Source organism: Enterobacter sp. 01-M-03-SI-ECC (assembly GCF_047530215.1).
Lineage (GTDB): Bacteria > Pseudomonadota > Gammaproteobacteria > Enterobacterales > Enterobacteriaceae > Enterobacter > Enterobacter chengduensis.
In genome coordinates this window covers 74,087-98,264 of record NZ_JBLKDA010000015.1, presented here as the reverse complement: position 1 = coordinate 98,264, position 24,178 = coordinate 74,087, and the positions used below count along the sequence as shown (strand labels likewise).

29 protein-coding genes are annotated in these 24,178 nt (G+C 59.5%); 3 read left to right on the top strand and 26 right to left on the bottom strand.

Annotated elements, in window-relative coordinates; translation table 11 throughout:
- Position 1: 1 nt before the first annotated feature.
- The 6 genes from ACMWKK_RS15005 to ACMWKK_RS14980 form a co-directional block, all read right to left on the bottom strand.
- Positions 2–850: a head maturation protease, ClpP-related gene (locus ACMWKK_RS15005; protein WP_077064164.1), complete on the bottom strand. Its 849-nt coding sequence runs from the start codon at positions 848–850 to the stop codon at positions 2–4.
- Positions 851–863: 13 nt separating this feature from the next.
- On the bottom strand, positions 864–2,168 hold the full coding sequence (locus ACMWKK_RS15000) for a phage portal protein (protein ID WP_406542842.1): 1,305 nt from the start codon (positions 2,166–2,168) through the stop codon (positions 864–866).
- Positions 2,168–3,904 carry a terminase large subunit gene (locus ACMWKK_RS14995; RefSeq protein WP_077064162.1) on the bottom strand — a complete coding sequence of 579 codons (1,737 nt, stop codon included), beginning with the start codon at positions 3,902–3,904 and terminating at the stop codon, positions 2,168–2,170. Before ACMWKK_RS14995 ends, ACMWKK_RS15000 begins: the two co-directional genes overlap by 1 nt.
- Complete coding sequence (locus ACMWKK_RS14990; RefSeq protein ID WP_077064161.1) at positions 3,904–4,377, bottom strand: phage terminase small subunit P27 family; 474 nt, start codon at positions 4,375–4,377, stop codon at positions 3,904–3,906. The genes ACMWKK_RS14995 and ACMWKK_RS14990 overlap by 1 nt, the downstream gene beginning before the upstream one ends.
- 157 nt (positions 4,378–4,534) lie before the next feature.
- Positions 4,535–4,885, bottom strand: coding sequence for an HNH endonuclease (locus ACMWKK_RS14985; protein WP_406542841.1), 351 nt, complete (start codon positions 4,883–4,885; stop codon positions 4,535–4,537).
- Positions 4,885–5,475, bottom strand: a complete 591-nt coding sequence (locus tag ACMWKK_RS14980) for a hypothetical protein (protein WP_406542852.1) — start codon at positions 5,473–5,475, stop codon at positions 4,885–4,887. The genes ACMWKK_RS14985 and ACMWKK_RS14980 overlap by 1 nt, the downstream gene beginning before the upstream one ends.
- A 165-nt stretch (positions 5,476–5,640) precedes the next feature.
- Here ACMWKK_RS14980 and ACMWKK_RS14975 point away from each other — a divergent pair, with 165 nt between their 5' ends.
- Positions 5,641–5,859, top strand: coding sequence for a hypothetical protein (locus tag ACMWKK_RS14975; RefSeq protein ID WP_131825688.1), 219 nt, complete (start codon positions 5,641–5,643; stop codon positions 5,857–5,859).
- A gap of 147 nt (positions 5,860–6,006) precedes the next feature.
- On the opposite strand, the gene ACMWKK_RS14970 is transcribed toward ACMWKK_RS14975, so the two are convergent.
- Positions 6,007–7,464 carry a glycosyltransferase family 2 protein gene (locus tag ACMWKK_RS14970; RefSeq protein ID WP_406542840.1) on the bottom strand — a complete coding sequence of 486 codons (1,458 nt, stop codon included), beginning with the start codon at positions 7,462–7,464 and terminating at the stop codon, positions 6,007–6,009.
- A gap of 165 nt (positions 7,465–7,629) precedes the next feature.
- Between ACMWKK_RS14970 and ACMWKK_RS14965 the strand changes: the two genes are divergently transcribed.
- Positions 7,630–8,004 carry a hypothetical protein gene (locus ACMWKK_RS14965; RefSeq protein ID WP_406542839.1) on the top strand — a complete coding sequence of 125 codons (375 nt, stop codon included), beginning with the start codon at positions 7,630–7,632 and terminating at the stop codon, positions 8,002–8,004.
- A 156-nt stretch (positions 8,005–8,160) separates the two neighbouring features.
- Complete coding sequence (locus ACMWKK_RS14960) at positions 8,161–8,343, top strand: hypothetical protein (protein ID WP_406542838.1); 183 nt, start codon at positions 8,161–8,163, stop codon at positions 8,341–8,343.
- 27 nt (positions 8,344–8,370) lie between these two features.
- Here ACMWKK_RS14960 and ACMWKK_RS14955 read toward each other — a convergent pair whose 3' ends face one another.
- From ACMWKK_RS14955 to ACMWKK_RS14865, 19 genes are all read right to left on the bottom strand, one after another.
- Positions 8,371–8,841 carry a lysis protein gene (locus ACMWKK_RS14955; RefSeq protein WP_077064562.1) on the bottom strand — a complete coding sequence of 157 codons (471 nt, stop codon included), beginning with the start codon at positions 8,839–8,841 and terminating at the stop codon, positions 8,371–8,373.
- The gene (locus ACMWKK_RS14950; RefSeq protein WP_406542837.1) at positions 8,838–9,278 is read right to left on the bottom strand and encodes a lysozyme; all 441 of its coding nucleotides are present in this window, start codon (positions 9,276–9,278) and stop codon (positions 8,838–8,840) included. Before ACMWKK_RS14950 ends, ACMWKK_RS14955 begins: the two co-directional genes overlap by 4 nt.
- Positions 9,279–9,374: 96 nt before the next feature.
- Complete coding sequence (locus ACMWKK_RS14945) at positions 9,375–9,656, bottom strand: phage holin family protein (RefSeq protein WP_022648766.1); 282 nt, start codon at positions 9,654–9,656, stop codon at positions 9,375–9,377.
- Positions 9,643–10,038, bottom strand: a complete 396-nt coding sequence (locus ACMWKK_RS14940; RefSeq protein ID WP_022648767.1) for a phage holin family protein — start codon at positions 10,036–10,038, stop codon at positions 9,643–9,645. Before ACMWKK_RS14940 ends, ACMWKK_RS14945 begins: the two co-directional genes overlap by 14 nt.
- 342 nt (positions 10,039–10,380) lie before the next feature.
- On the bottom strand, positions 10,381–10,626 hold the full coding sequence (locus ACMWKK_RS14935; RefSeq protein WP_009398072.1) for a DUF2274 domain-containing protein: 246 nt from the start codon (positions 10,624–10,626) through the stop codon (positions 10,381–10,383).
- Entirely contained in the window at positions 10,623–11,900 is a 1,278-nt protein-coding gene (locus ACMWKK_RS14930) for a TrbI/VirB10 family protein (RefSeq protein ID WP_243351868.1), read from the bottom strand. Before ACMWKK_RS14930 ends, ACMWKK_RS14935 begins: the two co-directional genes overlap by 4 nt.
- Before the next feature lie 2 nt (positions 11,901–11,902).
- Positions 11,903–12,907, bottom strand: a complete 1,005-nt coding sequence (gene trbG, locus ACMWKK_RS14925) for a P-type conjugative transfer protein TrbG (RefSeq protein ID WP_243351869.1) — start codon at positions 12,905–12,907, stop codon at positions 11,903–11,905.
- Positions 12,904–13,608 (bottom strand): conjugal transfer protein TrbF, encoded by a 705-nt coding sequence (gene trbF / locus ACMWKK_RS14920; RefSeq protein WP_243351870.1) that lies wholly within the window; start codon positions 13,606–13,608, stop codon positions 12,904–12,906. The genes trbG and trbF overlap by 4 nt, the downstream gene beginning before the upstream one ends.
- A 17-nt stretch (positions 13,609–13,625) precedes the next feature.
- Complete coding sequence (gene trbL / locus ACMWKK_RS14915) at positions 13,626–15,014, bottom strand: P-type conjugative transfer protein TrbL (protein WP_243351871.1); 1,389 nt, start codon at positions 15,012–15,014, stop codon at positions 13,626–13,628.
- On the bottom strand, positions 15,011–15,325 hold the full coding sequence (locus ACMWKK_RS14910) for a hypothetical protein (protein WP_009398080.1): 315 nt from the start codon (positions 15,323–15,325) through the stop codon (positions 15,011–15,013). Before ACMWKK_RS14910 ends, trbL begins: the two co-directional genes overlap by 4 nt.
- Positions 15,326–15,337: 12 nt before the next feature.
- Positions 15,338–16,081 carry a P-type conjugative transfer protein TrbJ gene (trbJ, locus tag ACMWKK_RS14905; RefSeq protein WP_009398081.1) on the bottom strand — a complete coding sequence of 248 codons (744 nt, stop codon included), beginning with the start codon at positions 16,079–16,081 and terminating at the stop codon, positions 15,338–15,340.
- Positions 16,078–18,528, bottom strand: a complete 2,451-nt coding sequence (gene trbE / locus ACMWKK_RS14900; RefSeq protein ID WP_009398083.1) for a conjugal transfer protein TrbE — start codon at positions 18,526–18,528, stop codon at positions 16,078–16,080. The genes trbJ and trbE overlap by 4 nt, the downstream gene beginning before the upstream one ends.
- A gap of 12 nt (positions 18,529–18,540) precedes the next feature.
- Positions 18,541–18,810 (bottom strand): VirB3 family type IV secretion system protein, encoded by a 270-nt coding sequence (locus tag ACMWKK_RS14895; RefSeq protein WP_003462917.1) that lies wholly within the window; start codon positions 18,808–18,810, stop codon positions 18,541–18,543.
- Positions 18,807–19,193: a TrbC/VirB2 family protein gene (locus tag ACMWKK_RS14890; RefSeq protein ID WP_022960600.1), complete on the bottom strand. Its 387-nt coding sequence runs from the start codon at positions 19,191–19,193 to the stop codon at positions 18,807–18,809. Before ACMWKK_RS14890 ends, ACMWKK_RS14895 begins: the two co-directional genes overlap by 4 nt.
- The gene (gene trbB, locus ACMWKK_RS14885) at positions 19,190–20,260 is read right to left on the bottom strand and encodes a P-type conjugative transfer ATPase TrbB (protein ID WP_022960601.1); all 1,071 of its coding nucleotides are present in this window, start codon (positions 20,258–20,260) and stop codon (positions 19,190–19,192) included. The genes ACMWKK_RS14890 and trbB overlap by 4 nt, the downstream gene beginning before the upstream one ends.
- Positions 20,257–20,745: a ribbon-helix-helix protein, CopG family gene (locus tag ACMWKK_RS14880; protein ID WP_008294937.1), complete on the bottom strand. Its 489-nt coding sequence runs from the start codon at positions 20,743–20,745 to the stop codon at positions 20,257–20,259. Before ACMWKK_RS14880 ends, trbB begins: the two co-directional genes overlap by 4 nt.
- Positions 20,742–22,739, bottom strand: coding sequence for a conjugal transfer protein TraG (locus ACMWKK_RS14875; protein ID WP_008294936.1), 1,998 nt, complete (start codon positions 22,737–22,739; stop codon positions 20,742–20,744). Before ACMWKK_RS14875 ends, ACMWKK_RS14880 begins: the two co-directional genes overlap by 4 nt.
- 236 nt (positions 22,740–22,975) lie before the next feature.
- Positions 22,976–23,230: an EexN family lipoprotein gene (locus tag ACMWKK_RS14870; RefSeq protein WP_024718240.1), complete on the bottom strand. Its 255-nt coding sequence runs from the start codon at positions 23,228–23,230 to the stop codon at positions 22,976–22,978.
- 2 nt (positions 23,231–23,232) lie between these two features.
- The gene (locus ACMWKK_RS14865; protein ID WP_004350822.1) at positions 23,233–24,177 is read right to left on the bottom strand and encodes a LysR family transcriptional regulator; all 945 of its coding nucleotides are present in this window, start codon (positions 24,175–24,177) and stop codon (positions 23,233–23,235) included.
- Position 24,178: the final 1 nt, after the last annotated feature.

Here is a 24,178-nt window from a genome sequence, read left to right as displayed (position 1 = left end):
CTTATTTGACTAGCGCCGCCAGGGCGTTTTCAAGTGAATTGATGGTTTCGGGTTTGATGTCTTCGGCAGCGCCCGGCGTACCGTCGTGAGTGGTGACAGCGCCAGGCATGCCACCGGATAAGGCTTTAATGAGTTTTCTGCGCTCAGAGCGCGGTGTGTTGGTCTTGGCCAGCAATGCATCAAGTTTGCGAAGCGCGGCAGCAGGCGATTCGTCGCCGTCGCTGACCGCATCAGCAGAAAGCAGGCTGTCTGCCAGTCCCTTCGCCACAGCATCACTGCCACCGATATAGCTTTCCGCGTCCATCAGCTTCTGTACAGCGGCCATATCAAGGCCGGAGCGTGCCGCGTAGATATCAGCCATTGCGGTATCGAATGGCTCCAGTGACTGTGCCAGTTCAGCAAAGTCATGGCGGTTTCCCATCGCGTATACCCAGCAGTTGTGGATCATCAAAAAGGCACCGCGGCCAATCTGAATATCATCCCCGGCCATCGCAATTATCGAGGCTGCGCTGGCGGCAATGCCCAGCACCTTCACCGTTACACGGCCTTCGTATTCGCGGAGCAGGTTATAAATAGCCAGACCTTCGAACATGTCTCCGCCCGGTGAGTTGATGTTCACCGTGACGTCGGCGCCGTTCATCGCCCTAAGCGCACCGGCAATACGTTTAGCTGTTACCCCTTCGCCCCAGTAGTCCTGCCCGATAACATCAAAAACAGAAATGCTGTTATCGTCGGTGCCTGCCGCTTTGATCCCACCGTCCCAGCGGTCCAGTGCAGACGGTAATGTTTCACAGGTAACGCGCGCGCAGGGGCGACCCGCCGGTGCTACCGGAAGTTGTTTTTTGCTCATCAGGAAAGTGCTCCTAAGCGGCCTGTTTCAGCGGAGATTGTTCAAAGGAAATGTCGGGGAATACGTGGTTATGCAGCTCTCGCAGGGCAAGGGCCTGAACTGCAGGGTTGCTGCTTTCGAGATTTTTCAGTTGCGTCAGGTTGAGCTGAACGGTGTAAATGTCGCCCCCTTCAATCGGCGGCATGTTCTCAAGACGACGAACGTCATTACGGGACATCCAGCCGTTTTGAAGCGCGCTGGTATAGTATGCCGCGCGACCGGCACTATCCGCTCGCAGTAGACCTTCAACAGAGAATTCTGCAAACACTTCATCGTCACTGTCGAGTAAGCACCGGCCAATTTCCTGCTCAATATTCACCAGCAGTGGTCGAAGTGTATGAGTCAGGAACTGCAGGTTCATGCCTTCCAGGCTTGATGCCCAACTGCTTTGTTTTGTGGTGTGTCCAACCATGAAAGGCGGCACGCGAAACCAGCGACAGATTTCTTCAATACTGAAAGAGCGGCTTTCCAGCATCTGGGCGTCTTCAGGATTCATGGTAACGCCCTGGTACTTTAGCCCTCCCTCCAGCACCATTATTTTTCCGGCGTTCTTTGAACCGGTGAACTTTGCCATGTACTCCCGGAGCCTTTCCCTCTGCTCATCATTTAATGCTTGTTCCGCTGTCAGGAAGCCAGAGCTTTGTAACCCTTGCTCGAATATTTTTGCCGCAGACTCTTCTACCGCCATTGCAGACCCGATCACATCGCGGCCTGTTTTCATTGGCATCATGCCGCAAACACCATCCAGACCGAATCCACGAATGTGCATGATATTTTTGACGGAAATGACGCGTTCGCTACCGTTTTCGGTGTATTTGTATTCCAGCGACCCGGTAGTGAGACGTTTAACCACCATGTTCTGCGGCAGCAAAGGCACCAGCGATACAAGGCGATTTGCGATGAATTTCTTCTCAATGAAGGCGTTCCCGCGCAGACAAATACTGGCGACCACCATCAACATAAAGCGTGATGGTGTCATTTCTGAATTGGGTCGGCGACAAAGTATCGAATAGGCCGGATGATTGGTTGCCACTTTACGCGAACCGTCAGGCTGTCGAACGTATATTTTCAGCGGAAGGGTTGAAATGGACTCGCTTAACAGTCTTACGCATGCCCACACGGCCGATAGCTGGATGGCTTTATCGGCCGTTACCACCTTTCCGCTGCTGCTGGTACCAAACCATTCCTCCCAGAACGTGCCGGTAGTCAGGCTGATAGGCAGACCGAGCCAGTTAAGCAGGGCACTTTTCACCCTGCCTGGCTGTTTGTTTTTTTTCATCAGAAACCTACCATGATTGGATTATTGAAGAATCCGGAGAGATCCTGCTGGTCGTTGCCACCGTTAACCAGAACGCGGCTCATTGCAGTAAACAATGCCGCTGGGCCATCAATCTTGGCCTCTGGTGTGGACTTGTTCGGAAAAATGTTTTCGTTCCTGTCGGGTTTGACGGTTACGTTAGACATCATCCAGTTCATTACCGGGTGATCGCTGTGATGGAAACGGCCACCGTATACCAGCGCCTCGACCTCTTTCATGGCCTCAGAGAAATTGCGAACCGTCTGCGGTACTTCCACCAGCGGCAGCCCTTCCTCTGCGAGAGCGAGGCTGAACTGCGTCGCACTCCACGGATCGAAGCCAATTTCTTTCAGACTCTCGCCAGCAACCCACACCTGTAGCTCTTCCTTAATCTGAGCATGGTCGATTACATCCCCATCGGTAAGGATCAGCTTATCCATCTCGGCCCATTTACGATAAAGCTCTGCCATCTGGCGTGAACATTTCTCAAGGCGTCCTTCCGGTAGCCAGAATTTAAAATCCGCATGAACATGTCCATCCGGTGCGCGCCAGACTTTAGCGGCCGCACAGATATCAATTTTGTTTGACAGGTCAACGCCCACCCAGGAGGGATAGGTTTTAAGCTCGTGCAGCGGGGCGATAAACTCGCATTTATCCCATTTCATCATGTCCATCCAGGCCGACTCAGCGGTAACCCAGATATTCATGTGCTTGGTGAAAAAGTTAATCCTGGCCGAAACCTGCTCTTTCGCTTTTTTAGCCAGGCGGCGCAGGTCATCCCAGCGCTTACAGATACCCAGCCCCGGATTCGCCTTCTGCCAGACTTTTTCATCAAAGGGATCGTCACCTTCATCTAAGGTGTAGATGATGGCAAAAAACGTATCGTCTTTTACCAGACCACGCAGCACCTTGATGGCGTAATCACGCAATTCGTAGCAGATGCCCTCTTTGTTGAAACCGGCGGTGGTGATACCGAAAAGCAGCGATTGCAGACGCGCGCCGGTTGCCGTCTCCAGAACGTCCCAGACGTCACGGGTTTTGTGAGCATGCAGCTCGTCGACGATGGCGCAGTGGATGTTCAGACCATCGAGGTTGTTCGCATCTGATGATAATGGCTCGAACTTGGAGGCAGTTTGCTCCTGGTAGATAGCGAGCTTGTTGAATTCGAAGATCCGCCCAAGAGTGGCTTTCGCCTTCTTGACCATATTCTTCGCGTCTTCAAAAACAATTCGCGCCTGGTCACGGGTAGTTGCAGCGGAATAAACCTCCGCACCGCCCTCGCCGTCGGCACCAGCCATATAAAGCCCCACGCCGGAGCAAAGAGTTGATTTGGCATTTTTACGGGCCACCTCAACATCTGCTGTACGGAAGCGACGAACCATTACTGGACGACCGCTGCCGTCGTTACGCAAGACGGTTTCTCCCGTTTCTTCGTTAACCAGCGGGATAACGAAACCAAAAATATTAATCAGGATGAAAACGTGCCAGTCCATCAGCTCAATAGGCTGCCCTGCCAGCGCGCCTTTTACGTGAGGCACAAAATTATAGAAATTCAGAATGTGCTGCGCGCGCGGCTCACTGAAGAAAATACCGCGCTCTTCGCCGTTTGCCAGATCGTCAAGAAAACGCTGACAGGCAAGGCGCACATATTCACAGGCAATAATTTCCCCCGCCACCACCCTTTCGGCGTAGCGGATGCCTTCTGCAACCTTAGCCATTAATCCCTCGCTTTCATAAACTCGGTCAGCGGATCAACCGCATCAGGACCGTTGGCATTCACCTTAGAACGGCTGGCTGGCGTCATGCCAAACTCACCGAGCATGGCGCGCAGACGTTTCCAGGCATCAGCTTTCATGATGGCGGCGGGGTGAGCCTTGATCAGCACATCCCCGCTCTGCGTTTCGGTCCGGTAGGTGTAGCCCTCAACTTCAAGCGTGTCGCAGTGATGCCTGTATTCGGTATAAGCCTCAACCAGCAGCTCAAGGGCTCTGGCGTCCAGCTGAGACATCACACCGATAGCATCAAGCTCGTCGGCCATCCGTTTAAACCAGTATTTCCCCTGCTTGTCGAAATGCTTCGGCGTTGGGGGTACCCCTGAAGGGGGTTTTGGTTCGTTCTCATTGATAGGGCGTTTAGATGGGTTACCCCTCACCAAACGTAGATGGGTCGGGGTTTTCGGTGGTCCAGACATAATCGAAAACTCCTATTAATCATCGAATGGGGGACCCCATAAAAAAGATTTCTAACCTGCGGCGATGTGAAAAGAGGTTAGGCGGCGGTCCTTTGGCGCGTCGTTCCTGAACTTTCAACCCGCCCTCCCCCTCTGTAGATTCAAATGAGAATTCATGTCATTTGAGTCTTTCGACCGCTGTCTTCGCCCTGTGGCAAGGCTTGCAGAGGCTTTCGAGGTTGGACAGGTCATCGGTCCCCCCATTAGCTTTGGCGGTGATGTGGTCCACCGTCTCAGCGGGTGTATACCTTCCATTTCGCAGGCATTCCTGACAAAGGTGTTTATCTCTGTCGAGAACGATTGGGCGCAGCCTGTCCCACTTGCTGCCATAACCTCGCTGATGCCTACTCTGTCCTCGCTGATGCTGCTGCCAGCCTTCGTTAAGGTGCTTGGGACAATAGCCTGAGCGGTCTGTGGTTGTGCCAGGGCAGCCACGCTTGCGGCATGCTCTCGGTATTAACGTAGGCATCAGGCTAACCTCCACGCCCGGCGGCGTTCTGTGCGTGGCGCTGAGTCAGGGTGACGCTCAACCGGTTCGCCGTCAGCATGGTCCACCAGCGAGTAACACGGATAGACCACTGAACCGCCCCAAGCATCACCCACAGCGTAATCGGCGGGCTTGCTGTTATCCCAACGGGATAGCACGCGATGCACATGCTCAGGCGGGACGCTATAGCAAACGCCATGAATGAGTCTCGACAGCGTGATGTAATCAGCGCGTGTCTTATCAGCCACGATTAGCCGCTCAGCGATCTGCATTTGATACTGTGGAGGCCGCCCGGTACCGAGGTAAAAACTCAGCATGTGACACGGGAACCTCGCCAGCCAGACAGCAACCTGATCTATAAACTCACTGACTGGCAGGGCATCGTCCTCCAGCACTACTACCCGACAGGATTGTTCAGCAGCCCATTGCAGCGCGCGGTGATGATTCCAGTTCGCACCGTGGTCACCGTCATCAATAAGCAGATGAGCATTCAGCAACGCGGCAAGACGTTGCGCTTGTCCTAAGCGGGTGTGATGGCCGACCACCACAAACTTTATGTCTTCAGCCACCAGCGAATCTCCAATTAAAAAGCCGCACGAAGGCGGCTACTGTCTTTATATCAGGATGTTACTTTGCTTTAGCCTTGTTTATTGTGTACGTTCAGCCCATCAGTGGTTGGACACTGATGCACTTAAAAAAAGAGGGATGGTTGATTACCTCTGAAAAGGACAATGCTTGTGTCACAAAATGAAATAGACAAAATCAAAGAAGATATTCAGGTACTTCAATATCGCATGGGAGGTGCAGAGTATTTGATTAAAATACTAGTACAGAAAATGCACCCTAACGAAATTGCTGCAATAGAGAGCGAAATCAATAACAACATCCAAAAATTTGGACAAAACAGCGCTGTTGCAGATGTTCTTAATGAATCACTTCGGCTGCTCAATAAGTAAATCCTCTATACCTTTTTTTGCGGCCTGTGAAATGGCCGCTTTTACTCGAGCGATTTCTTCATCCTCCAAGGCGTGTCGGGCTTCAATAGCTTTCATCTTCTGTTCCAGTTGTTCAATGCGATACTCTAAAGTCATAGAAACCTCTCATCATTTATGACGCCACCACGCGTTTTCTTTTCCAATACCATCAGTTTTGAAGACTGTATGAACCAATGGCCCAGTGACCAACCTTTCAGCGAATGACTGCGCAACAATGCCGAACGCCAGCATGTCACCCACCGTGGCGCCAGCCTGTTCTTTCTTCCAAAAACGATAGCTCTCGATCCGGTAGTAAAGACGGATGATGCTGTGAGCGAACGCCATTACATCAGCACGGGTGCCACCCAGCAGACCAGCATTAAGCATCACATTATTGCGGTGCGCTTCAATGAATTCCTGATAGATGCGCTCAGGATGATTCTGTTTCGCCCAGGTGTCGGCGTAGGTTTTCGGTTCAGAACCGACATATACCTTTCCGGGCTCCATTTCTTCCCACGGCGCGCGAAGCATTTCTACATCGGTACCATCAGTACACCAGACGAACCGGTATTCAGGGTGTTCGCGTAGATGCTGCCAGATGTGAAGCCAGCGCCGGAAGTAGACATTCATCTTCACGTCAGGAACGCGATACAGCTCAACGTCTGCCGGTGCCGTCTGTAGTTCATCCACCAGTGCGATACGGCCACAATTTCGAAGCGAGGCAGCCCACCTGGTCAACATGTCAGGTGCGGCCGCCATTTTCTTACCGCGCTGCGGGTCTGGCTGGCTGGTCAGTAACGTAGTGATAACCACATCGCGCTGACGCCGATATTCAACGTAACCGGTAAAGCCGGTATCACGTCGTTCGTTGTGGATCTTAACATTACGTTCCACCAGCGCCTGGCGGTCGGGCCTCGGTACTGAACGTTCCACCGCTTCATGTTCATCGAGAGAATGGATCAGCTTTTCGGAGCCTTTCACATCGGCATAAGCCCACGTAGTCAATCCAGCGTTATGAATGCGCAGGGCAAGGTCGCTGTGTTCGTACATGCCGCGACCGTATACCGGATCAAATCCACCCACCTTCTCGATGGCGCTGCGGTGGTAATACAACATCACGCCGCGCTGCCCGGTGTACGCCACATGCTGATCGTCACGGTAAAGCACCGAAAGGTCATTGAGCTTATTCTGGCCAGCAAGATCGAGGAACTGGTAAGCCAGGTGTGGCTCGGGTGATTCGATGTAGGGAAGATGCCAGTTATCGGCGATGGGCCAGGCATCATCATCCCACAGAAAAAGATGCTCGCACCCGGCATCCATCAGGGCTGACAGGCTGGCGTTCTTCGAAGCTACAATCCCGAGTGATGTTTCATGGCGAAGCAGCTGCACGCCGTCAGGCACTACCGCTGCAGGTTTTGAACCATCATCGATAACAACCACCATCGCACCGGCTGGCCGATGTTTCATGTGCTGTACGAGCGCTTGTTTCAGAACGTCAGGGCGCTGGTACGAGGTTATTGCAATGCCTATTCGCGATGAAATTGCGCAGGCGGGAGCATACGGGACACCATCAATAGTGACCTGCATAATTTCTCCGTTAGTTATTCTGTTTTAGTTGATAAAGAGTGTAAGATTAGTTGAATGTGTTATGTCGTTGACTCACCCAGTGCAAAAATGCATTTTGATAAACTATATAATCATTCGAATTATCAGGTAGTTAACAAAAAACACTCTTCTGAGAGGGCGAGGTTTATGACAGAGAAAGCTGCAATAGTATTTAAAAATAGCAAAGGCATTGAGCTAGACGGAACTCACATAAATGGTCACGGAACAGCTTTTTATGTGGATAACGTTGAAAACTTCCATTCTAAAGATTTACATATAACAGCTCATACTGATTCAGAAGAATTAATCAAACTCAAAAGATTAATTTACGACAACATAGAAATCTTTGAGTTAGATGATCAACAGCGTACGAAATTGCGCAATGCAATAATATCTCTTAATGATACAAAAAACCCAAGTTTTCTTGAGAGTTTAGAAACCGTATCAACACTTACTGCAAATGCCGTTACTATATACCCAGCCATAGCAGCTTTACTGACAACTATCTCTGCAAGCATGTGAAGCACTTAAAATAACAGCGATGCCTTTTTATGCAGGGAGATACTTCCCTGCATAATTCTTATTTACAGTTCGTCTGCCACGCTTTGTTATGCGCCAACTTGCTTTTGCTGGCTTGTAGATGGATATTGCTGGGATGAAACACATGGAGATAACCAAATGAAGCAGATTCTTTTTACGTGGTTTGTTTTAACAAATACCTTTGCCTGCATCACCGTCAGCATTAACGTGAACAACTCGCTAATGCTTGATTCAGCTGTGCCGTGGATTGTTGGGATTTCTCTTGCAGCAATCACTAATTACTTATTGGCTAAAAAACTGAAGAAAAGCGGTTTTCTTTAGCACATCCTTAAGGCATTGGTGTATTCACTATTTCAGGCACTGCGTGCGAATGTATTCCTGAAGATAGCCGACCTGCTTCGTCACTGTGACGATTCGCTCTCTGAGGTTGAAATAATCCCGTTCAGCGGAGTCAGTAAGTCGGGGGCCGGTAGCATCGCCCAGGCCGCCGGTGCTGGTCGTTCCGTTCGCGGGACAGTTTGCGTTGAGCTGCATCCGACGCTTGCCAGAAGCAACATCGCGCTTAAGCTGATCGATAGTAGCTTTGGCATCAGCCAGTTCTCCGGTGTATTTGGCATCCAGCGCAGCAACATCTCGCTGGCGCACCTGCATATCTTTGATCGTGGAGTTAGCCAGGTTGAGAGCTTTGGTGGCTTTATCGCGCTGGTCTTTGTAGGTGATAGCATTGTCTCGGTATCGGTTGACGAAGAACGTCAACACACCAATTAGGACCACTACCAGCAATTGCATCCAGTAACGCTTAACCAGCGCGCTAATCATGAAAGGAACAGAGCGCGCTCCGCCTCGCGCCGACGGGCCAGGCCATTCAGGACTTTACCACCAGCTTTATTCCAGCGCAGGAACTCATCAGCTGCGCCAGCGTAATCACTGGCGTTGAGTTTTCGCAGGAGCGTAGATGTTGACAAAGACCGGGCACCGAGATTGTAAGTGAAAGACACCAGAGCATCGAATTGCCCCTGAGTCAGATCGACTTTAACCAGGCGGGACACGTCACTTTCGTAGCTGACTAGTCCTGTCTTCAGCAGGCGTTCTGCCGTTTCCTGCTTAATCGTCATCCCGGCGCGGATCGGTTTGCCGTCGACAGGCTGAGTCCACCCATAGCCAATCGTCCACACTCCGACGCTGTCCTGGTACGCGGTGAGCTTGCAGCCTTCGAACTGCTTGATTAGGGCAAGGCCTATATCACTGGTTTGCATTCTTCATCCCCGTCATGTGTTCCCAGAAGTACGTCAGTGCCACGAAGCCCATCGCTCGGCTGATACTTACCGCCTTTTGAAATTGTGATTGGTTCATTAGTGCCTCAGTGCATCAACCAGGCGCGCTACGTTTCCCCGAGCCCAGAGAACAGCGGCGCATATCAGGACGTTCACCAGCACCACGAACCAGTGTGATTCATGGTACAGGCCGAACAGGTAACGGAAAGGGACGCTGGCATATACCAGCACCGTGAAATAAGCCATCAGCGATATCAGCGGGCGATGTCTCGCCCCGCCGCGCTGGTAGAACATCAGTGCAATAACGATAACAGCAGAGATAATTGCGTTTGCCATCGCACTTGGATCACTTGTTACCATTGCTGGCCCCTCCACCACGTAAACGCGAGAGAATTCCAAACAGGCTTCCCAAATCCTGACTGTTGACGAACGTCAGCAGCTTAATAGCAATAGCGGCTACGATTACCGCGCCGAGCGCATCGAGTGGCCTGTCGCTATACCCCGTCCATTTGGAGAAGTAAGAGCCAAGCAGTGGAGCGCCGATAACGCCGAAGATGAATGAGGTGATGAAGTAGCCCACCAGCTTAAGGCGGCTGATATTAACCGCCGTAGCGACGTAGAATACCGCACCAGCGAATGCGCCAAACACCACACCGTAATCTATGCCGGTTGCCAGGCCGAACATGCTGGCCCCCATCAGACCACCAGCCGCTACCGTAGTGCCAGATACAGGATCGGACATCTAGTCCCCCTCTTATTGCCGTGAATCCTCTCAGTTATGAGGGGAATAAAAAATTGCTGGCGTCAAGCATTTTGTTGAAATCACGCGAAGCTTGAAACCATATACGGGGCAATAGGTTAGCTCTGTTTCATGCCGTTCGCAGAGGATGCGGCATTGTGGGCTGGGAGCCACATAAGAGCCTGGAGAAAGAGAGTCGAGTCGCGTTGCAGCGATGGAGATTGCCAATGGCTGGCAGGCTTGTTCAGTCATCTTAGCCGATTCCCTCGCAGCCTATCCAGAACGAAGAACGCGCAGCGTTGGGCTGCGCGTTCGAGGGATGGTCAGTCTGGTTCCAGTGCATCTTCAGCTTGGCTTCGGTGGCACGGCCTTGCTGCCGTTTCCTTTCCTGAATCCCCGATCCCCCGCCATGAACGCCTCCAGCATGTGCGGGATCAGCGTCGAGGCATCGACCGCCTCGCCATACGCCTGCGCATGCAGCGCGGCGTAGCGGTCGAGATCGGCTTTCAAGCTGGCCGGGCAAGCGAAGGTCAGCTTGACGCTTTCGGTCTTGGGTAGCGGCCCCAGCCGCAGTTTCTTGGTCGTGCTCATCGAGAAGTCCCCTTGTTGAAGAACAGCGGCTGATAAGGCCGTAGCACCAGATCGCGGTTGACGATGATGCGCACCGGCAAGCCGGGGCGGCTGGTCAGCGTGGGTTGGATGTTGAGATTGCGCCGGGTCACTTCCTGGCCGACCTGGTTCACGGTGTCCTGCAGGCTGTCGCGCCCGGCGATGATGACGCGATCGCCGTCCTGGCGGTTCTCAGGTGCAGCCAGTTCGGCACCGACACCCAGCAGCGTGGTCAGCACGGCACCTGCAAAGATCCGATCCCAATGCCAGTCCACGTCGTCTTCCAGACCGGCGTAGCCCGCCGGGTCGGTGCCGATCAGGTTGTCGAGCGTGAGCGAAGACGTGTCCGGCAGGATGATGCGATTCCACACCACCTGCACGCGGCTCTGGCCGTAGCTGACCTGGCTGTTGTACTTGCCCAGTATGCGAGATCCCTGCGGGATCAGCAGGAACTTGCCAGTGGCCGTGTCGTAGATCGGTTCCGTCACCGTGGCGATCACGTCGCCCGGCAAGTCGGACTTGATGCCCGTGACCAGTGCCCCGGCAATGACCGTTCCGGCCATCACCTGATACGGCGAGGTGGGCATTTGCAGGTTGCCGGAGTTACGGGTTTCCGTAGAACCGCCTGTCAGGAACGCCTCTTTCTGGTCTTGCCGGTTCTGCACGGCAGTCGGATCAGCAGGCTGGGCCGCCGTCGAGGCCGGGCCAGCGGCCAGTGGATCGAAAGCGGCATTGGCGGCGAAGCCCGGCGCGGCAGCGACTTGCGACTGCGCCACGGGCGCGGCCTGCGGGGAGCCGGTGCGGAAGAACACCGTTGAAGCTGCCGCCGCTTCTGCTTCCTTGTGCAGCGCATCGTTGGGGTCGTAGCCGGGCGCGGCATAGGTGGCGGCGACCGGCTGCTGCGAATTGACGATGGCCGGCCCCAGATCACCCGGTAGCGGTGGCCCCAGCTCCGGCACGTCGGGCGGCAGCGCTGGCAACTTGGAATAGTCGGCAGGAAGTTGGTCGAGGCCTTCCGAGCGCGATACACGATCCACGTTGTACAGTTCGGTGGATTCGCCCGCGCCGCGTTGCTGCGGTTGCAGTGACCAGATCAGCGCGCCCATCACGCCAACCGACAGGCCGCCAGCGAGGATGGCCAGCGTGCGTCGGTTCAGACGCGTGACCGGGCGCGGTTGGGCGCGCAGCGCCACCGCCTCGGGTGCCATCTTGTCCGCCTGCGGCGTGGCAAGGTCGGGAGTGTCGTCCTGGCTCATGCTCAGTTCCTCCCGACGATGCCATCCGCGCGCTCGATGCGCACCATATCGCCCTTGTCGGCCCCCAGGCGCAGTTCTGCTGCACCGAACAGGCGATCCACGATGTAGTACGGCGAGCGGAAGCGATAGTTCACCAGTTGCCCGTCGCCCTGTGCGCCGATGACGAACAGCGGCGGCAGCTCGCCCTGGGCGATGCCTGCCGGGAACTGGATATAGACCTTCTCGCCATCATCAAAAGCGCGCAGCGGTTTCCACGATGGATTGCTGCCGCTGATTGCATAGCGAAAGCGGATGTTATCCAGCGACAAGCCTGCATCGACCGGCGCGGCAGCGTTGGCGGCTTGGGCTTGGCGCCGCAAGGCCAGCATTCGGTCTTTCGGGTAGTCCCAGGACACCGACGCCATCCATGCCTTGTCGGTCGAAGTCAGTTCCAGCAGGTACGTCCTGCGGCTGGTGGTAATGACCAGATTGGTCTTCAAGCTGGAACGGATAGGCTTGACCAGCACATTGACGCGCAGATCGGCACCGCTGCCGCTGGAGGTATCGCCCACGATCCAGCGCACGGTATCGCCCGCAGCGACCGTCACCAGTTCCTCGCCGGGCTGGAGCGCGATCACCGTCACGCGGCCCACAGACGCATAGACCTGGTACAGCGCGCCATCGGTGAACGGCCAGACCTGGATCGCATTGACGTAGCCCTCGCGGGTCGGTGCGATGCGTGCTTCTGCATTGGCGCGGGAGACGCGCACCTTCTCGTCAGCAGGCTCCGGCGTGGTCGGGGCCGAATCAATGCCCTGCAGCGGCTTCAACTGTGCGGGCAGCGCCAAGGGCTCGGGCACTGTCACGACTTCGATGGGCTTGGGCGGCTCGGGCAATGGCTGAGCCTGCACCGGCTCATCGAGCGAGATCGCCGGCGGCGGTTTGCCCTGCGTGGCGCAGCCCGCAAACAGAACAGTCGATGCCAGCAGAATCACCGGCAATGCGGTCTTACGGAAACGTGCATTCATGGTTTGGCTCCTTCAGAAGAATCCAGTTCACGGCTCCACGACAGGCCATTGACGTAGATGCCCAGCGGGTTGCGGCGCAGGCGTTCTTCGGTGCGCGGGGTCTGCTGCACGATGGACACCACCGCCGTCCATCGCTCCAGCCCGGCAGCCGCGCCATTGACGTAGCGGCGTTCCGTCCAGCGCACGTTGAACGACGCATCACTGGCGCGAACCACGCTGGTGATCTGCACCGTTACCGACTCTTTGCCGATGCGGGCGAACGGGTCATTGGTGCGGGCGTAGTCGTTGAGCACCGCCGCGCCCCGGTCGGTGGTGTAGTCGTAGGCATCCAGCCAGTTCTGGCGCACGACGATGGGGTCGATGGACAGCGAGCGCACCAGCGTCACGAAGCGCGCGATGTGGTGCGCGGTCTGCGCATCGGAGGGCCGGTACGGCGTGGCCGCTTCGCCCACGGTGCGCACCTGGCCGGACTGATCGACCTCGATGACATAGGGCGTAACGATGGACTGGGCCGATCGCCACACCAGGCCACCGGCCATCAGCAGCGCGAGTACCAGGCAGCCGAAGGCCATCAACCGCCAGTTCTTGGCCTGCACGCGGGCCGAGCCGATGCGCTCGTCCCACACTTGGGCAGCGGCTTGATACGGAGTGGCAGGCTGCGGCGTGTCGGCATAGCGCACCTGCGGTCGTTTGAATCGCATGGAGTTCTCCTTGAAAGTCAGCTATCGGAATCCCTCAGGCTCGGGCCTTGGCCCGAACCGCCGCCGTCACCACCGCGCAGCGTGTGCGCGGCAGTGGTGGTGGCCTGGGTGAGTTGTTGGCGGCGTTGCAGGCGCTTGGCCCAGCCGGGTTGTTCCTGCTTCTGCGCGTTGGCCGTGTTGCCAGCGGCATCGCCTGCGGCGGCTGGCCCAGCAGTGCCGCCGCCTGAGCCGCCATCGGCACCAGAGCCTTGCCAGCCTGCTTTGAATGGCGCGGCCGCCTTGGCTGCCGCTGCCTTGATGCCAGCACCGGCGCGTTGGCCTGCCGTCTGTGCGCCGCCCTTGGCAACACTGCCCAGCCCTGCCACTGCACCCTTGGCCCCGCCGCCCGCAGCGGCAGAACCGGACTGGAAAGCCGACTTCGCGCTGCCAGCCGCCGAGGTCGTGGCCCGTGCGCCAGCCCCGGCGAGCTTGGCGGCAGCCGGTGCCATGCGCGCCCCGGCCATCACCGCACCGCCCACGCCGGTGGCGGCGGCACCTACGGCAACCGCCGCACCTGCGGCACCCACAGCAGCGCCCGCCATCGTGCCGGCACCCAACTGCGGTGCGCCGGATACCAGGCCCGTGGCGATGCCCGGCCCGAAGATCCCCAACGCCAGCAGCGTCAGTGAGGCCAACATGACGACCACCGCATGGTCGATGGACGGCTCGGCCGGATGCACCTGGAACTCGGCGAAGAGGCCCGAGCCGATGCCGACGATGACCGCCAGCACCAGCACCTTGATGCCCGAAGACACCACGTTGCCCAACACTTTCTCGGCGAGGAAGCTGGTCTTGTTCCACAGCGCGAACGGCACCAGTACGAAGCCCGCGAGCGTGGTCAGCTTGAACTCGATCAGCGTGATGAAAAGCTGGATCGCCAGCACGAAGAAGCACAGGATCACCACCGTCCAAGCCAGGAACATGACCACGATGGGCATCATGTTGACGAACACTTCGGGAAAGCCCGCCATGTCGCTGATCTGCTCAAGGATCGGCGCCGCCGCGTCGATGCCGGTCTTCGCCAGTCGCCCCGGTTGTAGGAATTCGCCCATGCTCATCGTCGAGCCGCTGGCTGTCAGGCCCAGGCCCGCGAACGAGCGGAAGACGATGCTGGCCAGCCAGTTGAAGTTGTTGATGATGTACGCGAAGGCACCGACGTAGAGCACCTTGCGCAGCAACTTGGCGATCACGTCATCGCCCTGGCCGGTGGCGTGGCTCATCGCCCAGTACAGCCCGGCAATCGTCATGTCGATGACGATCAGCGTGGCGGTCAGGAATGCCACTTCGCCCTGCAGCAGCCCGAAGCCCGAGTCGATGTAGCGCGAGAAGGTAGCGAGAAATCGGTCGATCACTGTCACGTCGTTCATGGCACGTCCCCCTCGAAGGGCATGGCGTCCTGGTTACTGGAGGGCGTGTCGAAGCTCGGCTGGATCGGCGGCAGATCGGCCAGCGTGCGGAACTCGTCAGGCCCGGTTTCACCGGCGAAGAAGCGCAGCCGGAAAGCATCGGCCGCGGCCAGGCAGGCGTCCTCGTCTGCGGCCGTCCTGTCGGCGGCACACTGCGCATGCAATGCCTTGAACCGCACAGGATCGGCGGCCAGGGCAGCGGCTAGGTCTTCGGTCGGCTGCTGGCCGCAAGCGACCAGCAGCACGGGCAGCAGCAAGAAAGCGCATCGCATGGCCGTCTCCCGTCAGTTGCCGTAGAAATCCACGCGCTGCGGCGTGTAGGGCGTGCCATCACCCAGGAAACGGCGCGTTACTTCCCGGCCACGTTCGACAGCCGCTGCTTGGCGTGCCAGTTCCAGCGCGGCGGCGCGTTCCTGCGTGATCTGGAGCTGCTGCGCCTGGATCGACTGCTTGGTCTGCAGGGCCAGAAGCTGGTTGGTCGCCTGCATGGCTTGCAGCGCGCCGGTTGCTGACTGACTCTGGCTGACCAGATCGGACAGTGCGCTTTCGTCTTGGGCCAGGTTCTGCGACACCTGGGCCTGCATCCGCATCGCGGTATGCAGACCATTCAAGGTGTTCTTCCAGCGCTCCTGCGCGTCGCGTAGCATCTGGTCGCCGCTCACGGTCGCGGCGTACTGCTCCGGGTACAGCCGGGCGAAGGTGGCATCCATGCTCTGCACGTCATAGGCCAGACCGCGCGCCTCGGCGATCAAGCGCTCGGTCGTGGCGAGCGTCGAGCGCAAGCGATTGACGATGTTGAAGTCCAGATTCGCCAGATTACGCGCCTGGTTCATCAGCATCTGGGCTTCGTTCTGAAGCTGGTTGATCTGGTTGTTGATCTGCTCCAGCGTGCGCACGGCGGTCAGCGTGTTCTGCACGAAGTTCGACGGGTCGAACACTGTCAGCGCGGATGCGGGCTGAACGGCCAGCAGCGACACCGACAGCACGGCGGCGAGCGAGGCGGACAGCAAACGGGGCTGGGTCTTCATGGTGAAACCTCCGGTCGTTGAGAAGCGAGGAAGGACGCTGCTGCCGGTGAGGACGGCAGCAGGTCGGCGGCCCAATCGAGGCCGCGATGGCGCAGCCACGCGCCGGCAAATCCCGGTGTGCCGGCGTCCAGCAGCACGCGATCCATGTCGCGTTGGTCTTGCGGGATGGAAGCCCCGGCAAAGGCCAGCGTGGCTGGCCCCAGGTCGAGGTCGAACAGGCGATTGCCCAGGCGCGATTGGTAGTAGTAGTCACGCTTGGGCTGCGCGGTCGCCACGATCTCGATCTGGCGCGCGTTCAGCCCAAAGCCTTCGTAGATCGTGCGAATCTGCGGCTCGGTGGCCTGCGGGTTAGGGAGAAAAATCCGACTGGCGCAGCTTTCGATCACTGCCGGGGCAATGCTCGAATCCTTGATGTCGGCCAGCGACTGGGTGGCAAAGATGACGCTCACGTTCTTCTTTCGCAGCGTCTTCAACCATTGCCGGATGCGGGCGGCAAACACCGGGTCATCGAGGAACAGCCAGGCTTCATCGAGTATCAGCAGCGTGGGTGCGCCGTCGAAGCGTTCATCGAAGCGGGCGAACAGGTAGCCCAGCACGGCCAGCACCGCCGCCTTGCTGTGCATCAGCTCTTCCATCTCGAAGCCCTGCACGCTGCCGGAGCCCAGTCGGTCGGCATCGGCGTCCAGCAGCTTGCCGTGGGCACCACCCAGCACATAGGGTGCGAGCGCCTGGCGCAGTGCGTTTGATTGCAGCAGTACCGACAGGCCCGTCAGCGTGCGTTGCTCCGCTGGCGCACCGGCCAAGCTGCCTAGTGCCGACCAGATCGCAGCCTTCTCGTCCGGGCCAATGACGACACCTTCATGCAACAGGCGGCCTTCCACCCATTCGGCGGCCCAGGTGCGGTAGCCCTCCTGGTCGATGCGGGCCAATGGCTGAAAAGCAATCGCCCCGTCATTGCCGAGGTCGTAATGCTCGCCGCCCAGCCCGAGGATGGTGGCGCGCATCGAGCGGCCCATGTCGAAGGCGAAGATGCGCGAGCCGGGATAGCGGCGAAACTGCATTGCCAGCGTGGCGAGCAGCACCGACTTGCCCATGCCGGTTGGCCCGGCGACCAGCGTGTGGCCCACATCGCCGATGTGCGTCACCAGCCGGAACGGCGTCGCGCCATCGGTGCGGGTGACGATCAGCGGCGGGCCATCCAGATGCGCGTTCTTCTCCGGCCCGGCCCACACGGCGGACAGCGGCATCATGTGCGTCAGGTTCAGCGTCGAGACGATGGGCTGGCGCACATTCGCGTAGGCGTTACCGGGAATGGACGACAGCCAGGCATCCACCGCGTTCAAGGTTTCGGGGATGGTGACGAAGCCGCGCCCCTGAATGACGCGCTCTACCATGCGCAGCTTCTCGTCGGCCACGGCAGGGTCGGTGTCGAGCACTGTCACGGTAGCCGTCAGGTAGCCGAAGGCCACCTGATCGCTGCCCAGTTCTTGCAAGGCGGCGTCTGCATCGGCGGCCTTGTTGTTGGCGTCGGTATCGACCAGCGGGCTTTCCTGCTGGAAGATCGTTTCACGCAACAGCGCGACGACATTCTTGCGCTTGGCGAACCACTGGCGACGCAGGCGTCCAAGCTCTTTTTCCGCTTCGGCTTTGTCGAGGCAAAGGAACCGGGTTGCCCAACGATAGCCGAAGCCCAAGCGGTTGAGGTCGTCCAAAATCCCCGGCCAAGTCGAGGTCGGAAAGCCTCGCACCGACACCACGCGCAGGTGCTGATCGCCCAGCATGGGTGCCAGACCACCGACCAGCGCGGAGTCGGCCAGCAATGCGTCGATGTGGAATGGCACCTCGGGTACGCCGACGCGGTAGCGCCGCGTGGACACCGTGGCGTGCAGGTAAGTCAGTGTCTGGCTGTCATCGAGCCAGGCAATCTCCGGCATCACGCCGTCGAGCAGGTCGAACACGCGATCCGTTTCCGCCACGAAGGCTTCCAGCCGACCCTGCCAGTCCACGCCATCGCCCGGCGCATTCTCATAGAGCATCTTGGCGGCACGGGCGCGGGATTCTTCTGGTGGCAGGTAGGCCAGCGTCAGGTGATAGGCGCTCTCGTAGTGGTGGCCGGATTCCTCGAAGGCTGCACGGCGTTCTTCCTCCACCAGCCAGGACAACGGCTCGGGGAAATCGGAACGTGGATAGCCCGCCGCTGCGCAGCGCTCGGCTTCGATGAACAAGGCCCAGCCCGACCCCAGGCGGCGCAGTGCGTTGTTCAAGCGTGCCGACGTGGCGATCAGCTCGCCTTGCGTGGCGCTGTTCAGATCCGGCCCGCGAAAATGTGCCGTGCGCTGGAACGAGCCATCCTTGTTCAAGACGACGCCCGGCCCGATCAGCCCGGCCCAGGGCAGCCAGTCGGCCAGCAGTGCGGGCCGCTGGCGGTATTCGGCAAGGTTCAGCATGTCGGCACTCCCCTATGCGTCCAGCAGCGGCTTGTGCTTGATGTGCCGGGCGAAGACCTGCATGAACTGCGGATCGACGCGCGCGCCCCAGACCGCCAGCGAATGGCCGGCGATCCAGAGCACCACGCCGGGAATCCACAGTTGCAGGCCCAGCCCGACGGCGGCGGCCAGCGTGCCGTTGGCAATCGCCACGGTGCGCGGCGCACCGCCCAGCAGGATCGGCTCGGTCAGCGAGCGATGCAGCGGCACTTCAAAGCCCGGAAGATCGGTGGCCGTGCTCATACGACGGCCCCGCCGGAGAAGCTGAAGAACGACAGGAAGAAGCTCGAAGCCGCGAAGGCGATGGACAGGCCGAAGACGATCTGGATCAGCTTGCGAAAGCCGCCACTGGTATCGCCGAAGGCCAACGCCAGGCCGGTGGCGATGATGATGATCACCGCGACGATGCGGGCTACCGGCCCCTGGATGGATTCGAGAATGGATTGCAGCGGGCCTTCCCACGGCATTGAGGAACCGGCGGCCTGCGCCGTGCCCGCCAGCAACAGCATCAACACCGCGAGCAGCAACCCTTGTCCTGCGGGTCGGGCCAGGCGATGCAAACGCGCCAGCATGGGCAGCGGGGAAAGCGGGTTTACAGAAAGACGGAAAGCATCAACGTGCGTCATGGCAGTTCTCCAGGTTGTTCAGGGATCGAGGAAGGCGTAGCGGCAGCGGCTGTAAGAGGAACCGGCGGCAGCTCGGGAAGCGTCGCTTCCAGCGCATCCGCCAGGCGGTAGCCCGCGCCGTCGAAACCGACGACGCGGGAAATGGTTTCGACGTGGCGCTTGCGGCCGCGGCCTGCGATGTGGATCACGACATTGACCGCCTCGGCGATCAGGGCGCGGGGCGGATTCACCGCCACTTCGAGGATCAGTTGCTCCAGGCGCAGCAGCGCGCCCAACGCGGAGCCGGCATGAATGGTGGCGATGCCGCCGGGGTGGCCGGTGCCCCAGACCTTCACCAGATCCAGCGCTTCGCCGCCGCGCACTTCGCCGACGATCACGCGGTCGGGCCGCAGGCGCATCGTGGCCCGCACCAGCTCGGTCATGGACACGACGCCGGCGCGGGTGCGCAGCGGCACATGGTCGCGGGCCGCGCATTGCAGTTCGATGGTGTCTTCGAGCACCAGCACGCGGTCGCCGGTGGCGGCGATCTCGGCCAGCAAGGCATTGGCCAGCGTGGTCTTGCCGGTGCTGGTGCCTCCGGCGATCAGGATGTTGTGCCGCTCGCGCACGGCATGACGCAGAAACTCGGCCTGCCCAGTGGTCAGGATGCCATCAGCCACATAGCGATCCAGACCGATGATGCTCACGGCACGCTTGCGCAGCGCAAAGGCCGGGCCGGGTGCGGCGGGCGGCAGGATGCCCTCGAAGCGTTCGCCGGTTTCAGGCAGTTCGGCGGTCAAGAGCGGTTGGCCGCGATGCACCTCCGCACCGACATGGGCGGCGACCAGGCGGATGATGCGTTCGCCATCGGCTTCGGGCAGTTCGACGCCGAGCGGCGCACGGCCAGACGACAGCCGATCCACCCACAATGTCCGGTCGGGGTTGAGCATCACTTCCACCACGTCCGGGTCTTCCAGCGCAGCGGCGATCACCGGCCCCATCGCCGTGCGCAGCATCTGGATGCGGCGATCCTGGGATGCTGCAGCGGATGAGCGCGGTTCGGGCGGGATTTGAGGAACGGCACTCATGACGCACGCTCCGCAGTGCGTTCATGGGCGGCGGCCATCGCGGCCGCGTCATCCATGCGCATCTCGAACTCACGATCCTGGGGATGCAGTTCTTCCACCACGTCCCGTACCAGGCTGCGGCCACGCAGCAGGTGGCGGCCTAACTGTTCGACGAACTGCTCGAAGCGCGCCTTGCCCTGCGCGCGAGCCGCATCCTGATGGGCCTCCGGCACCGGCGTGCTGACGGTCAGGTAGTAGCGGACGAATAGCGCCAGCGTCTCGATCTGGATGTTCTGGTCACGCTCCAGGCGCTCGGCCTGCCGCGACAGGCGATCCAGTCGTTTGGCGATGGCGGCCTCACGCTGGTCGCCGGCATCGGGTGACAGCCAGGACGCCAAGGCAGCGGCGACGATGCTGGACTTTGACACGCCTTTCTTCGCGGCCAGCTCGTCCAGACGCTTGGCGTGCTCGTGCTGGATGAACAGGTTCAATCGGTATTGGCTCATATGTCGATTCCGTCGTTGGGGTCGAGAGATGCCAGCCGCGCCGTGCGTTGCAGGGCGGGGTCGAACTGGCCGGGAAGCAGCGGGGGCATGTCGTCGTCATCGAGCAGCGCCAAGTCGCTGGGCGTGTAATCGGGTTCGGGGTCGTAGGCGACGGTTTCGGACAGCTCGGGCTGACGGCGGGGGCCGCCGTCGTCGGAGCCACCCAGGTCATCGGCAGATGCCGTGGCCTGTGCCGCAGGCACGGCCGGGATCGCCAAACCGCTCCAGTCATCGGGACGTGCAGGCGGCACATCGGCATAGCGGCCTGCCGTTAGCGCAGGCGGCGGCAGTACCCGCTGCTTGAAATTGGCATCAGCGTAGTAGCGCAACTTCTTGGCCTTGATCGGCGCGACGCTGGACACCATCACCACTGATTCGTCTGGCGCAAGCTGCATGACTTCGCCGGGCGTCAGTAGCGGCCGCGCCGTCTCTTGGCGGGACACCATCAGGTGGCCGAGCCACGGCGCAAGTCGATGGCCTGCGTAGTTCCGCTGCGCACGCAGTTCGGTAGCCGTGCCCAGCGTTTCGGAGATCCGTTTCGCCGTGCGTTCGTCATTCGTGGCGAAGGTCACGCGCACATGGCAGTTGTCCAGAATCGAATGGTTCTGCCCATACGCCTTGTCGATCTGGTTGAGCGACTGCGCGATCAGGAAACTGCGGATGCCGTAGCCGGCCATGAAGGCCAGCGCCGTCTCGAAGAAGTCCAGGCGCCCCAGAGCCGAGAACTCGTCGAGCATCAGCAACAGCTTGTGGCGGCGCTCAATGCCGTCGCTGCCATCGAGCGACTCGGTGAGCCGTCGCCCGATCTGGTTGAGGATCAACCGGATCAGCGGCTTGGTGCGGCTGATGTCCGAAGGCGGCACCACCAGATACAACGACACAGGGGATGCAGACGCGATCAGATCGGCGATGCGCCAGTCGCAGCGCGACGTGACTGCGGCCACGGTCGGATCACGGTACAGGCCGAGGAACGACATGGCGGTGCTCAACACGCCGGAACGCTCGTTGTCCGACTTGTTGAGCACTTCGCGGGCGGCGGACGCGACAACGGGATGCGGTACATCTCCAAGATGCCGCGTGGTCATCATCCGATGCAGCGTCAGCTCGAACGGGCAAGCCGGGTCACTGAGGAAGTTCGCCACGCCGCGCAGCGTCTTGTCCTCTCCCGCGTAGAGCACATGCAGGATCGCGCCGACCAGCAGCGCATGACTGGTCTTCTCCCAGTGGTTGCGCTTCTCCAGCGCCCCTTCGGGATCGACCAGGATATCGGCGATGTTCTGCACGTCGCGCACCTCGTGCGCGCCGCGCCTCACTTCCAGCAACGGGTTGTAGGCCGCCGAACTGGCATCGGTCGGGTTGAACAGCAGGCAGTGGCTAAATCGACTGCGCCAGCCAGCGGTGATCTGCCAGTTCTCGCCCTTGATGTCGTGGATGACGGCGGATGCCGGCCAGGACAGCAGCGTCGGCACCACCAGGCCCACACCCTTGCCCGAGCGCGTGGGCGCAAAGGTCAGGACGTGTTCCGGCCCTTCGTGCCGCAGGTAGTGGCCGTCATGCTGGCCGAGAAAGACGCCGGCGGGCTGCGTCAGCCCGGCCTTGCGAATGTCGGCGACATCGGCCCAGCGGGCCGAGCCATAGGTCGTCACTTTGCGCGCCTGGCGCGAGCGCCACACCGACATGGCGATGGCGACCACCACGGCCAGCAGGCCGCTGCTCGCCGCGATCATGCCGCCGGTGTCGAACACCTGCGGCGCGTAGGCGTCGAAGAAGAACCACCACTCGAACAGCTTCCACGGGTAATAGACCGGCGTGCCGTGGAAGTCGAACCAGGGCGCGCCCAGGCGTAGCTGGTAGCCCAAGGCGGCGGCGGTCCATTGCGTGGCACCCCACACACCGGCGATCACGATGCCGAAGACGGCGGCGATCTGCCCGAACAACACGCCCTGAGCTTGCATACCCTGGCCTCCGATTTCTCCTGCGCTGATTCCCCGTGGAAAACGCGGCACAAAGGCGTGCCGCAGGCGTCAGGATCGGTGCCGGTTCAGTGCCGGTCAAAGACCGTTATCGGCAGCAAGGTGATGCAAAAAGCATGGTGTCATGCAGAGGCGAAACCAGTAAAAACGCCGCAGGCGTGAGCGCGCGGCGGCGTGTCGAGAAAGAAAAATCAAGATTCGCGGCAGAAAGCCAACAATCAGAACTTCGGCGGCGTGTAGGGCGTGTTTCCATAGCCAAAGAAGCGCTTGTTCGTCGCCTCGGCCACCCGGTTGCACAGCACGTCTCCCATCGTCGGGCGTTCGGTCTTGCACTGGCGGCGCAGCTCCCTCAGGCGCGCAGGATCTGCGACCAGCTCTTCCACGGTCGGTACATTGGTTGCCTGTTTCGGTGTTTCGGACTGGCCGCAAGCGGACAGCGCGGCGACCAACAGGAATGGGGCGATCTGCTTCATGGTCATGACTCGACTTCCTCTTGGGAATCGGGTTCAAGGGGGGGCGTGGCTCTGATGCCGTCCGGCGATTCGATGGCCTGCACACGCTCGATAAAGCGTGACAGCACGTCCGAGGATCCACCTTCCCGGTGCAGCACATAAGTGGTCAGCATGGGTGAGCGACCCGCCAGCGGCCGAGCCACAATCCCAGGCTCACGGCTGCCTGCGATATGCGGCGCTCCGGCTAGGCCCAGCGCAAAGCCCGCCGACACTAACGCCATCATCAAATCGCACGAAGCCACACGTTCGGCAATCAGCGGCTCCATATCTATCCGGCGCAGTACGCGCTCGACTTGGCGAGCATGGCCTTCGCATACGTGCGGATCGCACAACACCAGCGGATAGCGCAGCACTTCTTCCAGCGGGATGCGCTTGTGCTTCAAAAGCGGATGACGTGCAGGAACCGCCACCATCAGCGCATCGCTCCAAACGGCTTCGGCAGTGATGCCTTCTCCAACTTCATCGGACTGGGCAAAGCCCACGTCGTAAAGGTCGTCATGCAGTCCCTTGATCTGCTGCGACAAGGGTACCTCGAACAGGCGAATCTCGACTTCGGGTTCTTCCTGCCGACACAGCGCCAGCAAGGACGGCAGGCGCGAGGGCGTGATGCCGTCGGACAGTGCGATACGCAACTGACCGTGGAAGCCGTTGGTGGCTGCATTCACGCTATCGCGCGCCTGCTGCAAGGCGGTGAAGATGCGCGGCACATGCTCCAGAAACAGCTTGCCCGCCCGTGTCAGCCGCGTGCTGCGGCTGGTACGAATGAACAACTGTTCGCCCAGGCTCTCCTCCAGTTCCTTGATAGTGCGCGACAGCGGTGACTGCTCGATGTGCAGCCTCTCCGCCGCGCGGGCGAAATGTAGTTCTTCGGCGACAGCGAGAAAGCAGCGTAAGTGTCGAATCTCCATT